The 14,289-nt window shown below is 61.8% G+C and carries 12 protein-coding genes; 5 read left to right on the top strand and 7 right to left on the bottom strand.

Annotated features, from left to right (window positions below; genetic code table 11):
- Positions 1-65 precede the first annotated feature (65 nt).
- The 6 genes from AB4Z20_RS05970 to AB4Z20_RS05945 all read right to left on the bottom strand — a co-directional run bounded on the left by AB4Z20_RS05970 (position 66) and on the right by AB4Z20_RS05945 (position 7,126).
- Positions 66-1,646, bottom strand: a complete 1,581-nt coding sequence (locus tag AB4Z20_RS05970) for an ABC transporter ATP-binding protein (protein WP_442089579.1) — start codon at positions 1,644-1,646, stop codon at positions 66-68.
- 25 nt (positions 1,647-1,671) lie between these two features.
- Positions 1,672-2,694, bottom strand: coding sequence for an ABC transporter permease (locus AB4Z20_RS05965; RefSeq protein WP_442089520.1), 1,023 nt, complete (start codon positions 2,692-2,694; stop codon positions 1,672-1,674).
- Positions 2,694-3,752, bottom strand: coding sequence for a microcin C ABC transporter permease YejB (locus tag AB4Z20_RS05960; protein ID WP_253473465.1), 1,059 nt, complete (start codon positions 3,750-3,752; stop codon positions 2,694-2,696). Before AB4Z20_RS05960 ends, AB4Z20_RS05965 begins: the two co-directional genes overlap by 1 nt.
- Complete coding sequence (locus tag AB4Z20_RS05955; RefSeq protein ID WP_253473468.1) at positions 3,752-5,620, bottom strand: extracellular solute-binding protein; 1,869 nt, start codon at positions 5,618-5,620, stop codon at positions 3,752-3,754. The genes AB4Z20_RS05960 and AB4Z20_RS05955 overlap by 1 nt, the downstream gene beginning before the upstream one ends.
- 258 nt (positions 5,621-5,878) lie before the next feature.
- Positions 5,879-6,160 (bottom strand): peptidylprolyl isomerase, encoded by a 282-nt coding sequence (locus AB4Z20_RS05950; protein ID WP_016774509.1) that lies wholly within the window; start codon positions 6,158-6,160, stop codon positions 5,879-5,881.
- A gap of 96 nt (positions 6,161-6,256) precedes the next feature.
- Entirely contained in the window at positions 6,257-7,126 is an 870-nt protein-coding gene (locus AB4Z20_RS05945) for an esterase/lipase family protein (protein ID WP_442089519.1), read from the bottom strand.
- 410 nt (positions 7,127-7,536) lie between these two features.
- Here AB4Z20_RS05945 and AB4Z20_RS05940 point away from each other — a divergent pair, with 410 nt between their 5' ends.
- On the top strand, positions 7,537-8,511 hold the full coding sequence (locus tag AB4Z20_RS05940; RefSeq protein WP_442089518.1) for a hypothetical protein: 975 nt from the start codon (positions 7,537-7,539) through the stop codon (positions 8,509-8,511).
- A gap of 273 nt (positions 8,512-8,784) precedes the next feature.
- Here AB4Z20_RS05940 and AB4Z20_RS05935 read toward each other — a convergent pair whose 3' ends face one another.
- On the bottom strand, positions 8,785-9,855 hold the full coding sequence (locus AB4Z20_RS05935) for a 3-deoxy-7-phosphoheptulonate synthase (protein WP_442089517.1): 1,071 nt from the start codon (positions 9,853-9,855) through the stop codon (positions 8,785-8,787).
- A gap of 616 nt (positions 9,856-10,471) precedes the next feature.
- Between AB4Z20_RS05935 and AB4Z20_RS05930 the strand changes: the two genes are divergently transcribed.
- From AB4Z20_RS05930 to uvrC, 4 genes are all read left to right on the top strand, one after another.
- The gene (locus tag AB4Z20_RS05930; RefSeq protein WP_442089516.1) at positions 10,472-11,233 is read left to right on the top strand and encodes a carbon-nitrogen hydrolase family protein; all 762 of its coding nucleotides are present in this window, start codon (positions 10,472-10,474) and stop codon (positions 11,231-11,233) included.
- A gap of 7 nt (positions 11,234-11,240) precedes the next feature.
- Positions 11,241-11,675, top strand: coding sequence for a GNAT family N-acetyltransferase (locus tag AB4Z20_RS05925; RefSeq protein ID WP_253473480.1), 435 nt, complete (start codon positions 11,241-11,243; stop codon positions 11,673-11,675).
- Between the two features lie 127 nt (positions 11,676-11,802).
- The gene (gacA, locus tag AB4Z20_RS05920; protein WP_003200277.1) at positions 11,803-12,444 is read left to right on the top strand and encodes a response regulator transcription factor GacA; all 642 of its coding nucleotides are present in this window, start codon (positions 11,803-11,805) and stop codon (positions 12,442-12,444) included.
- 2 nt (positions 12,445-12,446) lie between these two features.
- On the top strand, positions 12,447-14,270 hold the full coding sequence (gene uvrC / locus AB4Z20_RS05915; protein WP_018608068.1) for an excinuclease ABC subunit UvrC: 1,824 nt from the start codon (positions 12,447-12,449) through the stop codon (positions 14,268-14,270).
- Positions 14,271-14,289 lie beyond the last annotated feature (19 nt).

The raw sequence follows: 14,289 nt of genomic DNA, 5'->3' as shown, positions 1-14,289 counted from the left end.
GCAGACCACTGTGGGAGCGAGCTTGCTCGCGATGGGTGCGACACGAAGCTATGCCATGCGCCGCATTATGCCCACCCCGGATGCGCCGCCGCCAACAGCTCCTTCGTATAAGGATGCTGGGGCGAGTCGAACACGTCATGACTGGCGCCTTGTTCGACCACTTTGCCGTCCTTGATCACGATCATGTCGTGGGCCAAGGCACGGACCACCGCCAGGTCGTGGCTGATGAACAGGTAGGTCAAGTCGTACTTCTCCTGGAGCTGACGGAGCAGGGCGACGACTTGTTTCTGCACGGTGCGGTCCAGTGCCGAGGTGGGTTCGTCCAGCAGAATCAACGCTGGCTTGAGCACCAAGGCCCGGGCAATGGCGATGCGCTGGCGCTGGCCGCCGGAGAACTCGTGGGGGTAGCGATGACGGGTCGAAGGGTCGAGGCCGACCTCCTTGAGGGCCTGGATCACTCGGGCTTCACACTGTTCGGGGCTGGAAGGCTGGTGGACCTCCAGGCCCTCGCTGATGATCTGCTGCACCGACATGCGCGGGCTGAGGCTGCCGAACGGGTCCTGGAACACCACCTGCATCTGCTTGCGCCATGGCCGCAGCGCCTTTTGCGACAGCTGATCGAGGGCCTGGCCCTGGAAGTGGATGCTGCCTTCGGAGTCGATCAGCCGCAGGATCGCCTGGCCGAGCGTGGACTTGCCGGAACCGGACTCGCCGACGATACCCAGGGTCTTGCCGCGCTGGATGCTCAGGCTGATACCGTCCACGGCGCGCAAGTATTCCTTGCGCCGGAACAGCCCGCCGCCCAAGGGAAAGCTCACGCGCAGGTCCTGTACCTGCAACACGTTTTCGCGCTCGTCCCGGGGCAGGGCTTCGCCTTCCGGTTCGGCGTGCAGCAGTTCGCAGCTGTAGGGATGTTTCGGTGCGCTGAACAGGGTTTCGCAAGGCGCCTGTTCGACGATTTCTCCCGCCTTCATCACGCACACCCGTTGGGCGATGCTGCGCACCAGGTTGAGGTCGTGGCTGATCAGCAGCAAGGACATGCCGAGCCGTTGCTGCAACGACTTGAGCAGCAGCAGGATCTTGCGCTGCACGGTCACGTCCAGCGCGGTGGTCGGTTCGTCGGCGATCAACAGCTCCGGCTCGCAGGCCAGGGCCATGGCGATCATCACCCGTTGTCGCTGGCCGCCGGACAGTTGGTGGGGATAGGCCTTGAGTCGTTCGGCAGGTTTCTGGATACCCACCAGGGCCAGCAGTTCCAGGATGCGCTGGCGCGCCGCTTTGCCGCCCAGGCCCCGGTGCAGCATCAGGGTTTCACCGATCTGCTTCTCGACGCTGTGCAGCGGGTTCAGCGAGGTCATCGGCTCCTGGAAGATCATCGCAATCCGGTTGCCGCGCAACTCCCGCAGGGTCTTGGCCTCGGCGCCCAGCAGTTCCTGGCCGCGATAGCGAATGCTGCCGGTGGTGCGGGCCTCTGTCTCGGGCAGCAATTGCAGGATCGAGTGGGCCGTCACCGACTTGCCGGAGCCGGACTCGCCGACCAGGGCCAGGCACTCGCCGGGGCGGATGTCCAGGCACAGGTTGCGCACCACCGTCTGGTCGTTGAAGGCCACGCTCAGGTCGCGGATTTCGATCAGGTTGTCGCTCATCTCAAGGTTCTGCTTCATGGCCGTTTCATGATCGTGGGTCGAACGCGTCTCGCAACGCCTCGCCGATAAACACCAGTAGAGAAAGAATCAGCGCCAGGGTGAAAAACGCCGTCAGCCCCAGCCACGGCGCTTGCAGGTTTTGCTTGCCCTGGGCGATCAGTTCCCCCAGCGACGCGCTGCCGGCCGGCATGCCGAAGCCGAGGAAATCCAGGGCGGTGAGGGTGGAGATCGCCCCGGTGAGGATGAAGGGCAGATAGCTCAGGGTGGCGTTCATCGCGTTGGGCAGGATATGCCGCACGATCACCTTGCGGTCCGACAAGCCCAGGGCCCGGGCGGCTTTCACGTATTCCAGGTTGCGCCCGCGCAGGAACTCGGCGCGGACCACGTCCACCAGGGCCAGCCAGGAAAACAGCGCCATGATCCCCAGCAGCCACCAGAAGTTCGGCTCCACGAAGCCGGACAAGATGATCAGCAAGTAGAGCACCGGCAGCCCGGACCAGACTTCCAGCAAGCGTTGCCCGAGCAGATCCACCCAGCCACCGTAATACCCCTGCAACGCACCGGTGGCGATACCGATCAGCGTGCTGATGGCGGTCAGGGCCAGGGCGAACAGGATCGACACTCGCGCACCGAAGATCACCCGGGCCAGCACGTCCCGGGACTGGTCATCGGTGCCCAGCCAGTTCACGGTCGAGGGTGGGCTAGGGGCCGGCTGGTTGAGGTCGTAATTGGGTGTGTCGTCGCTGAACGGGATCGGTGGGAACCACAGCCAGCCGCCGTCCTTGTGGATCAGGTTCTGCACATAGCTGCTGCGGTAGTCGGCCTGGAACGGCAGCTGCCCACCAAATTCCTGTTCGGTATGGCGCTTGAACACCGGGAAATACAGCGAACCCTGGTAGCTGACCACCAGCGGCTTGTCATTGGCGATCAATTCGCCGCCCAGGCTCAGGATGAACAGGCCGATGAACAACCACAGCGACCACCAGCCCCGACGATTTTTCTTGAAACGTTCGAAGCGCCGACGGCCCAAGGGGGAAAACTTGAACATCAGGCGTTCCTCGCGGCGAAGTCGATGCGCGGGTCCACCAGGGTGTAGCAGAGGTCGCCGACGAGTTTGATCAGCAGGCCGAACAGCGTAAAGATGAACAACGAGCCGAACACCACCGGGTAGTCGCGAGACACTGCGGCCTCGTAGCTCATGCGGCCCAGGCCGTCGAGGGAGAAGATCACCTCGATCAGCAAGGAGCCGGCAAAGAACACGCTGATGAACGCCTGGGGAATGCCGGATACCACCAGCAGCATCGCATTGCGGAACACGTGACCGTAGAGCACCCGCTGTTCGCTCATGCCCTTGGCTCGCGCGGTGACCACGTACTGACGGGTGATTTCATTGAGGAACGAGTTCTTGGTCAGGATCGTCAGGGTGGCGAAGCCGCCGATCACCAGCGACGTGACCGGCAGCACCAGGTGCCAGAAGTAATCGGCGATCTTGCCCAGCGTCGACAGTGACTCGAAGTTATCCGACACCAGCCCGCGTACCGGAAACCAGTTCAGCGAGGTGCCGCCGGCGAACACCACGATCAGGAACATCGCGAAGAGGAACGCCGGCATCGCATAGCCAATGATGATCGCCGTGCTGCTCCACACATCGAATGCCGAGCCGTGACGCACCGCCTTGCGGATGCCCAGGGGGATCGACACCAGGTACGTGATCAGCGTCGCCCAGAGCCCGAGGGAAATGGTCACCGGCATCTTTTCCAGGATCAGGTCGGTGACCGTCGCGCCGCGGAAGAAACTCTTGCCGAAGTCCAGGCGAGCGTAGCTGCTGAGCATCAGCCACAGGCGTTCGTGAGCCGGTTTATCGAAGCCGTATTGTTTCTCGATGTCCTTGATCAGTTGCGGATCCAGGCCGCGACTGGCGCGGGAGCTGTTGGTCATGGTGTTGCCTGAACCGCCGACACTGGTGCCGCCGATGCCTTGCAGGTGGGCGATGGCCTGTTCCACCGGGCCGCCGGGTGCGGCCTGCACGATAACGAAGTTCACCAGCAGGATAATCACCAGCGTGGGGATGATCAGCAGCAGGCGCCGCGCGATATAAGCCCACATCAATGCGGCCCTCCGGGTGTGCCGCGCTTGATGCGTTCGGCGCGCATCTGCTCGTTGGTCAATGGTGTGGTGCTCACTTCCCACCAGCTTTCGATGGCTTCGTCATTACTGGCCTGAACTTTCGGGATGCCGAAGCGGTTCCACCACACGGTCGAGCTGCCCGGCGGGTAATAGTTGGGAATCCAGTAGTAATTCCATTGCAGCACCCGGTCCAGTGCACGGGCGTGGTGGAGCATGTCGGCTTTGGTCGTGGCCTTGACCAGGCCGTCGATCAGGGCATCCACCGCCGGGTTCTGCAGGGCCATGTAGTTGTTGGCCCCCGGGTCGTTGGCCGCCGCCGAGCCAAAGTAGTTGTAGAGTTCCAGACCCGGCGAGGTGCTGACCGGGTAGCCGGTGATGATCATGTCGTAGTCACGGCTCATCAGGCGATTGACGTATTGGGACGCGTCGATGCGCCGGATGCTCATGTCGATGCCAATCTGCGCCAGGGTGCGCTTGTAGGGCAGCAACAGACGATCCAGGCCGTTCTGGCTGTTCAGGAAGGTGAAGCTCAGCGGCTCGCCCTCGGCATTCACCAAACGATCGCCGTCGGGTTTCCAGCCGGCCTGTTCGAGCAGCGCCAGGGCTTGCAATTGTTTGTCGCGGATCACGCCGCTGCCGTCGGTTTTCGGGGCCTGGAAGACTTGGGTGAAGACTTCGTCGGGAATCTGTCCGCGCAACGGCTCGAGGATCGCCCGTTCGCCGGCATCGGGCAGTTCTCGAGCAGCGAGTTCAGTGTTGGAAAAGTAACTCTGCTGACGCACATAGACGTTGCGCATCATCTGGCGATTGCTCCATTCGAAATCCCAGAGCATCGCCAGGGCCTGGCGCACACGACGATCCTGGAACTGCGGTTTTTGCAGGTTGAAGACGAAACCCTGGGCGGTCTGGGGAGCCTCGGTGGCCAGGTGAGCCTTTTGCAGGCGACCGTCGTGCAGGGCCGGGCTGTCATAGCCGATGGCATAGCCGGTGGCGGAGAACTCGCGATTGTAGTCATAGGCGCCGCCGCGCAGCACCTGGCGGGCCACATCGGTGTCGCCAAAATACTCGATGCTGAAATGGTCGAAATTGTAGAGACCACGGCTGACCGGCAGGTCCTTGCCCCACCAATCGGCATTACGTTCGAAGGTAATGCTACGCCCGGAATCGACTTTGCTTACCCGGTAGGGGCCACTGCCCAGCGGGGCCTCGTAGCCGCCGCCGTTAGCGAAGTCGCGGGTCTTCCACCAATGTTCGGGAAAGACCGGCAAGGTAGCGATGTCCAGGGGCAGGGTGCGGCTTTCGTTGTTCTTGAAGTTGAAGCGCACGGTGCGCTCGTCCTCGACCACGACGTCCTTGACCGCCGCGAATTGGGTGCGATAGCGCAGGCTGCCCTGGGTCATCAACAGCTCGAAGCTGTAGCGCACGTCCTGGGCGGTAATGGGTTTGCCATCGGCGAAGCGCGCCTTCGGGTTCAGGTAGAAGCGCAGCGACAGGCCATCGTCGGCCCGCTCCATCTTCTGCGCCACCAGGCCGTAGACGGTATAGGGCTCATCCAGCGAGCGCTGGGCCAGTGGCGAATACAGCATCCCGTCGATCTGGCTGACGCCGATGCCTTTGTCGATGTAGGGCAGGATGTGGTCGAAGTGGCCGATCTCGACGGCCGAGCGGCGCAGGGTCCCGCCTTTGGGGGCCTGGGGATTGGTGTAGGCGAAGTGGCCGAAGCCTTCGGCGTATTTGGCCGGTTCGCCATAGACGGTCAGGGCATGTTGCGGTGCTGCATCGACGCCGACGGCGCCTGTCAGCAGGACCACGGCAGTCAATAGCAGGGAAGGGAACGCCAGTCGCATTGTCAGCCTTAAAGCCGGGTGATCGATGACACGATTTGTACGCGAGCGGCGCCTGGATCGCCAGCCCTTATGGAGAAGGGATTTATCTGTGGGAGCAAGACCTGTGGGAGCAAGGCTTGCCCGCGATGGCCGCGCCACGGTCCAACAGCTAAGCCGCGTTATCGTTCATCGCGGGCAAGCCTTGCTCCCACAGCGGGGATAAATCCCCTCGCCATAATGAATCACATCACCCTTGAGTGAAGGGTATCTGTACCGGGATCAGTCCTGGCGGCTGGTGACTTCCAGCAGGTGGTAGCCGAACTGAGTCTTGACCGGGCCCTGGACCACATTGATCGGTGCGCTGAATACCACGGTGTCGAATTCCTTGACCATCTGGCCCGGGCCGAACGAACCCAGGTCGCCGCCCTGACGGCTGGACGGGCAGGAGGAGTTGGCCTTGGCAACTTCGGCGAAATCGGCGCCAGCTTCGATCTGGGCCTTGAGTTCGTTGCACTTGTCTTCGCTGGAAACCAGGATGTGGCGGGCAGTGGCTTTGGCCATGGGGGAAATTCCTTTCGCTGTATTTAAAGGTGCTGAGCCTACCGGATTCATTGACGGGTTGTTGTCAAAATTGCGTCAAAACCATGGGCCCGGCGATCAAAGGCCGGCTTTGCGCAGGCGCTCGGCGTGGCGCAGGTAAAGCTCTGTGGGGTCTGTACCCTTGCGTGATGTGCCGGCTCCTGGGCTGATGGCCTCCATATGGTCCATTGGATAGTCGGAGCGAATGACCTTGCCCAGGTGCGAACTGAAGCGCCCGACCAGACCGTCGTTCTGCTCGGCTTCGGTGATGAAGTAGTCGGAAAAGGCCCGGCAGAAACCCTGCAAAGGCTCCGATGCTTGCCCCGTAGCCTCGCGCAACGTACCGCTCCATGAGTAGTAGCGCACGCCATTGACCCGGTCCGGGCCGTTCCCACCCCAGCTCTTTGGCAGGCCTTGGGGGTATTTGTCGTTGAAGGCGCCCACGCCCTCAGTGGTCAACGTCGCCAGCGCCGCGACGGCGGCGGGCGATAGCTGCGCCTGCCCGTCAAGCAGCGAGATGAAATCGGCGAACAGTGTGGCGACGCCTCTTGCCACATGCCCTGGCAAGCGTCCGGGGATAAGGGCCTTGCGCAGGAAGTCGGCCAGTTCGGAACCATGGTTGGGACCGCTGACCGACGTGACCGAGGCCACTTTGTCGGGTGCCAGCGCGGCGGCATACCGGGCGGACAGCGCACCCTGGCTGTGGCCGATCAGGTTGACCCGGGCGGCACCGGTGCCGACCAGGACCCGATCGATTTGCGCCAGTAGTTGTTCGCCTCTGGCCTCGTTGCAATGGGTGGCCGACAGGTACGGGATGAACACCCGGGCACCGCCTGCGCGTAGGGCTTGTTTGATGCCATGGAAAAGTTCGAAACCGCCGATCCTGTCAAACCCGAACAACCCATGGACCAACAGGATGGGAAATTGAGTGGTTGCATTCCGTTGCATGTTCGTACCTTTTTCGAAGAGGTTCACGATGAATTTGCGACTTCACTCTAATCCAGGCCCGTAATGGGCGGTGTAGGAAGAAACCGCGCTGAACCGGGGAAACCGGAATAGAAAAAGTGGGAAGAATGGGAAATAGCCCGGCGCTGGCTAAAGGTGTAGGAGGTCTCCTATAACCCGAGTCGTTTGCAGCTACAGCTTTGAACGCCAGGGACCACCGCCGTTGTCGTCTTGTCTGGCTGTGGGTTTGGTGCGAGCGGGTTTTAATGGGTCCATCGAGCGCCGTTATGCAAACGGTGCCTTCATCCAAGGACTGGAGCCTGCACATGATCACTTATCCTTCTCTTCAACGATCCCGTTCAACCTCAGGAACAAGGCTGCCGCCACCGGTCCTGGCAGCAGCCAGGGACGGGGTGATCGACCCCGCTTGGCGCAAGGCCGTCGTTACCGTCAAGCCTTATCCAATGATGGCGTGCGGGGATGAGGTGCTGCTGCGTTGGCATGGGCTCAACAACGAGGGAGAGCCTTACCAACATGAAGTGGCCGGGTTCGTCACGGAGCGGCAAGTAGGGCGAGACGTCGTGTTTGTCGTGCGCGAACCGCATATCGCCGAGTTGGACGGTGGCTCGCTGGAGCTCTCCTACCAGGTGACGGGCAAACAGTTGCCGGCCATCCTGGTTTCGCAACACCTGCAACTGGACATCGGCGATGTATCACCGCAACTGCTGCCTGCCATTGCCAACGATGCGGTCGGTGGCAGCCTTGATCCGAGTCGGGTACCTGATGGAACGTGGGTGACGATTCGGCCCTACGCCAGGATGGCGGTCGGCGATCGGTTGATCCTGGCGGCCAGCAAGGACTCCAACGCGCTTTGGCGCGATGTGCTGGAGATAGAAGCCCATGCGGTTGGTCGTGAGGTGTCGCTCTGGGTCGATCATTCGCTGATCGCTCCCCATGTAGGACACAACCTGGCCTTGGCCTATGTCGTCAGGCGCGGACATTCGGTGCGCCGCGCCGAACCCTTGTCGTTGCACATCGGTCCTCTGCTGCGTCCTGCGTTGAAGGCACCCAGGATTCGGGAGATGAACGACGGGTGGCTGGATGTCGACGATTTGCAAGAGGGGGTGACGATTGTCATCGATGATCCCGGGCTTGAGGCGGGCGAGCTGGTCTGGTTGCAGTGCAACGGAAACTCGTCTTATGTCCTTGAACGCGAAGTCACCGAGGCCACGGCAGGCCAACCGCTCGCTTTTGTGATTCCTGCGGTGTATTGGCAGGATCAAGGCGACAGGTCGGTGGCCGTGTTCTATCAGGTCGAGCGCCTGGATGACGTCAGCCAGCGTTCCGAGTGGGTGACGGTCCAGGTTCGTTCCAGTGCGCCAGGCTGAACGAGGCGCTCCCAGAGAAGATAATGCTGTTCACTTGGGAGGGGCGATAGATCTGTGGCGAGGGAGCCTGCTCCCGCTGGGCTCTGTAGGAGCTGTCGAGCGAAGCGAGGCTGCGATCTTTTGATCTTTCGCTCCAGACTCAATTGGCAATGGAAAGATCGCAGCCTCGTTTCACTCGACAGCTCCTACAGCGCAGCCCAACGGGAGCAAGTGCTCACCACAATGATCCAGACAAGCCACAGTATTTATCCCAGAAGAGGGCGCATTCGGACCTCAGGCTGGCAATTGCAGCTTGCGATGGGCTTCGCGCAGCAGCAGCTCGGTGGACTCCCAGCCCAGGCAACCGTCGGTGACCGAGACGCCGTAGCGCATCGACGGGCCCAGCGGCTGGCAGCCTTCGAACAGATGGCTTTCGAGCATTATGCCGACCAGGGAACGGTTTCCTTGCAGCCGTTGTTCCAGCACGTCATTGAACACCTGCGGTTGGCGCAACGGGTCTTTGCCGCTGTTGGCGTGGCTGCAGTCCACCATGATCCGGGCCGGTATCTTGAGGCGGGTCAGGTCGTGGTGTATCTGCGTGACGCTCTGCTGGTCGTAGTTCGGCCCGCGATGGCCGCCGCGCAGCACCAGGTGGGTGTCGGGGTTGCCCGGCGTCTGAATGATCGCCGGATGCCCCTGGCTGTCCACGCCGAAATGCCGATGGGGGTGGGCGGCAGAGCGCATGGCATCGCAGGCGATGCCGACCCCGCCGTCCGTGCCGTTCTTGAACCCCACGGGCATGCCCAGGCCGCTGGCCATTTCCCGATGGATTTGCGATTCGGTGGTGCGCGCACCGATGGCGACCCAACTGAGCAGGTCGTCGAAGTAACTGGCGGCCATGGGTTGCAGCAGTTCGGTGGCGACGGGCAAGCCCAGTTGCAACATTTCGCGCATCAGTTCCCGGGACAAAGTCAGCCCGGCCGCCATGTCATCGCTGCCATCCAGGCCAGGGTCGTAGGCCAGGCCTTTCCAGCCAACGGTCGTGCGGGGCTTTTCCACGTAGGCTCGCATGACCAGCAGCATGCTGTCGCTCACTTCGTGGGCCACGCGAGCCAGGTTGGCGGCGTATTCGAGGGCGGATTTCGGGTCGTGGATCGAGCAGGGGCCGACGATGACCAGCAGGCGGGAGTCCTCACCGTCGAGGATCGCGCGGATGGCTTGGCGATGGGTGCTCACTTGATGGCTCAACGCGGTGCTGAGCGGTAATTGGTGCTTGAGTTGCAACGAGCTCGGCAGACGCAGGGTCAGGGCTTCGTTGGCTGGGTTGAGCGTGGACAGCGGCAAAGCGGAGACGGACGAATTCATGATCTGGCTTCCTGGACGGGCAGCGGGTTCATTCCCGCGCGCCGGTCCTAGTGGGGTGTTCGACAATTGGCCGGATTGGCCCGCAATTGAGGCTTGCCACCGGTAGGTGACCGATCGGAGGCGGCAGGCTGTCCCGAGCGGTGGCTGGTAAATCGCCAGGCGGAAAAACTGTCGTAACGGTAATAAGTGGCGTAGTTCATGGCTCAATCCTCAAGTTGTCTGGTGCTGCAAATGTATGGGGCCTGAAAAAACAAAACCCCCGGTCGGGAGGCCGACCGGGGGTTTGGAAAACTCTGGAAGGCGACCCGTTTAAAGTGGGCGCCGGTTGGGTATCAGGCGCGCCAGTGGCTAAACCAATACCCAAAATAAAAGCTGACCGGAGTTTGAACACTATTCGCCCGGGCAGCCGCAACCGAGCGCGGGGCGCTGGCGGTTTGAAGCGGTGAGAGGGCGTTGAACATGGTCTGTCTCCGATGAATGGCCCTGAGCTTACTAGAGGGCGGGGCACCGGTTCAATCAGAAAATTCTATCGAGGGCATGCAATTGTTTACCCCGGCTTGAGTCCGCTGGGCTTTATGACAAACTTCAGGTTTGCAGCGCCTCCCAAGGATGACCCATGACCGCTCCAGCCTTCGCCGCCGCCCAGTCGATCTCCATCGCGGGGGACGTTCGCGCCAACCTCCTGCGTCATCAGCATTTCATGCAGGCGGCCGCTGAGCAGGGCGTGCAGTTGCTAGTGTTTCCTGAGTTGTCACTCACCGGCTACGAACGCGGCCTGGCGGCGGATCTGGCCATCCTGCCGGAGGATGCCGTATTACAACCGCTGCGCGACTTGGCGCAAGAACTCGGCGTGACCGCCGTGGTGGGCATGCCCATTCGACTGTCGGCCGACGCTCCGGTGTTGATCGGCGCGTTGGTCCTTGGTGCCGATGGCTCCCTCGGGGTGTACAGCAAGCAGCATCTGCATCCGGGGGAAGAAGTCGCCTTCGCCCCGGGCCATGGCGGCTTGATGCTGACGATGGGGCAGGATCGCATCGCGCTGGCGGTGTGTGCCGATTTCTCCCACGCCAGCCATGCTGCCGCGGCAGCCGGGCAGGGCGCTACGCTATATGCGGCGGGGGTGTTGATCACCGAAGGTGGCTACGTGCCCGATACGACCTTGCTACAAGGCTATGCCCGGCAGCATGCCATGACCGTGCTGATGGCCAATCATGGCGGCGCCACCGGAGGCTGGGAATCGGCTGGTCGCAGTGCCATCTGGGGGCCCGGCGGTTCGCTGCTCGCGGCAGCGCCTGGCACGGGCGAGCTGTTGGTGATCGCCCGCCGCGACGTCAACGGTTGGGTAGGGCAAGTCGTGCCGGTGGCAGTGCTTGGATGAGGTGTTCATGAGCTTCGAGTGGCGTGCGGCAACGGCAGGGGACATCGACTTCGCCCGGCAGCTGACCTGCGACAACATGCTTGCTTATTACCTCAAGCATGATTTGCTCTGGCAGGACGAAGCGTTCGACTTGGCCTGGATCATTCGCCAGAACTGGATAATCAGTCGTGCCGGCCAGGCACTGGGCTTTGTCAGTCTCAGTCGTGACGCCCGGGCGTTGTATATCCGGGAGCTGCAGATCGACGAGGTGTTTCGCGGGCAGGGCGCCGGGACCTGGGCGATCGGACAGGTTTGGGACCTGGTGGGCCTGGAGCGTCGCCCGGCGCTGCGCCTGACGGTGTTCAAGGATAATCCGGCCAGGGCGTTGTACGAACGCATGGGCCTGCGTGTCGTGGGCGAGGATGAATGTTTCCTGAGGATGCAGCGAGACGCCGGTGCTTGACGCCTCGGATGTCGTGTTGATAAAGATGTGTTGTAACTTTTATCTGTCCCTTTGCGCTAGGTCTGCGGGATGCTTTTTTGCTAAGGTGTTGTGCAATCCAAATAAGACCAAATCGTGAGGTGTCTGCTTGATTAGGGTGTTAGTGGTCGATGACCATGATCTCGTCCGTACGGGCATTACACGAATGCTGGCTGACATCGACGGCCTGCAGGTAGTTGGCCAGGCTGAATCCGGGGAAGAATCCCTGATCAAGGCGCGTGAATTGAAGCCCGACGTGGTGTTGATGGACGTCAAGATGCCTGGCATCGGCGGCCTTGAGGCCACGCGCAAACTGCTGCGCAGTCACCCGGACATCAAGGTGGTCGCGGTGACCGTGTGCGAAGAGGATCCGTTTCCCACCCGGCTGTTGCAGGCGGGCGCGGCGGGCTACCTCACCAAGGGTGCTGGCTTGAACGAGATGGTCCAGGCCATTCGTCTGGTTTTTGCCGGGCAACGCTACATCAGCCCGCAAATCGCCCAGCAATTGGCGATCAAGTCGTTCCAGCCAACCAACGATTCTCCCTTCGACGCACTGTCGGAGCGGGAAATCCAGATTGCGCTGATGATTGTCGGTTGCCAGAAGGTGCAGATCATCTCCGACAAGCTGTGCCTGTCGCCAAAAACCGTCAACACCTACCGCTATCGTATCTTCGAGAAGCTTTCGATCAGCAGTGATGTCGAATTGACACTGTTGGCGGTGCGCCACGGCATGGTCGATGCCAGCGCCTGAAAATGACTGATTTGTTTGATCCAAGCGCGTTCCTGTCCACTTGCAGCGGTCGCCCTGGCGTGTACCGCATGTTCGACGGCGACGCACGCCTGCTGTATGTCGGCAAGGCCAAGAACCTCAAGAAGCGCCTGGCCAGTTACTTTCGCAAGACCGGCCTCGCCCCGAAGACCGCCGCCCTGGTGGGGCGCATCGCGCAAATCGAAACGACGATCACCGCCAATGAAACCGAGGCGCTGCTGCTTGAGCAGACGCTGATCAAGGAATGGCGCCCGCCGTACAACATTCTGTTGCGCGACGACAAATCCTACCCCTACGTGTTTCTGTCCGACGGGGCGTTTCCGCGCCTGAGCATTCATCGGGGCGCCAAAAAGGCCAAGGGTCGGTATTTCGGTCCTTACCCCAGCGCCGGGGCGATTCGTGAAAGCCTCAGCCTGCTGCAGAAGACCTTCTTCGTTCGCCAGTGTGAAGACAGCTACTACAAGAACCGCACTCGGCCCTGCCTGCAATACCAGATCAAGCGCTGCAAAGCGCCTTGCGTGGGGTTTGTCGAGCCGCAGGTCTACGCCGAGGACGTGCGTCACTCGGTGATGTTCCTGGAGGGCCGCAGCAATGCGCTGACCGATGAACTGTCGGCAGCCATGGAAGACGCGGCGGTCAACCTTGAGTTCGAACGGGCCGCCGAGCTGCGTGACCAGATTGGCCTGCTGCGCCGCGTGCAGGACCAGCAAAGCATGGAAGGTGGCAGCGGTGACGTCGATGTGATCGCCGCGTTCATCAACCCGGGCGGCGCTTGCGTGCATTTGATCAGCGTGCGCGGCGGTCGCGTGCTGGGCAGCAAGAATTTCTTTCCCCAAGTGGGCATCGAGGAAGACGTGGCCGAGGTCATGGCGGCGTTTCTGGGCCAGTACTACATCAGCAGCCCGGAACGCGACTTGCCTGCCGAGTTGATCGTCAACGTGGTCCACGAGGATTTCCCGGCCCTGATCGAAGCCATCGACAAGCTTCGCGGTCGTGAACTGACCATCAGCCACCGCGTTCGTGGCACCCGTGCCCGTTGGCAGCAACTGGCCGTGACCAACGCCGAACAGGCACTGGGCGCGCGCCTGGCCAACCGTCAACACGTCGCAGCGCGGTTCGATGCCCTGGCCGATGTCCTTAACCTGGACGAGCCGCCGCAGCGGCTGGAGTGCTACGACATCAGCCATTCCAGCGGCGAGGCAACGGTGGCGTCCTGCGTGGTGTTCGGTCCGGAAGGCCCGATCAAGTCCGATTACCGCCGGTACAACATTGAAGGCGTCACCCCCGGCGATGACTATGCGGCCATGCATCAGGCGCTGATGCGCCGGTTCGGCAAGCTCAAGGACGGGGAGGGCAAGTTGCCGGACATCCTCTTGGTGGACGGCGGCAAGGGGCAGTTGTCCATGGCCCGCGATGTGCTCAATGAACTGATGGTGCCCGACCTGATCCTGCTGGGCGTGGCCAAGGGTGCGACACGCAAGGCCGGTTTCGAGACCTTGTACCTGAACGACGCCGCCCATGAGTTCACCCTCAAGGGCGATTCACCGGCGCTGCACCTGATCCAGCAGATCCGTGACGAAGCCCACCGTTTCGCCATCACCGGACACCGTGCCCGCCGTGGCAAAACGCGCCGCACGTCTACACTGGAAGGTGTGGCAGGCGTCGGCCCGACGCGCCGTCGCGACTTGTTGAAACATTTTGGTGGATTGCAGGAACTGTCTCGTGCCAGCATCGAGGAGATAGCCAAAGCACCCGGTATCAGTAAAAAGCTCGCAGAGTCGATTTATGCAAACCTGCACAGCGAGTAGAATGCCCGTCAACCTTGTA

The sequence above is a fragment of the Pseudomonas sp. KB_12 genome, assembly GCF_052114545.1.
In the GTDB taxonomy this organism is placed as follows: domain Bacteria; phylum Pseudomonadota; class Gammaproteobacteria; order Pseudomonadales; family Pseudomonadaceae; genus Aquipseudomonas; species Aquipseudomonas brassicacearum.
The sequence above is the reverse complement of the archived record's forward strand: the minus strand, read 5'-3'. Positions and strand labels throughout refer to the sequence as shown.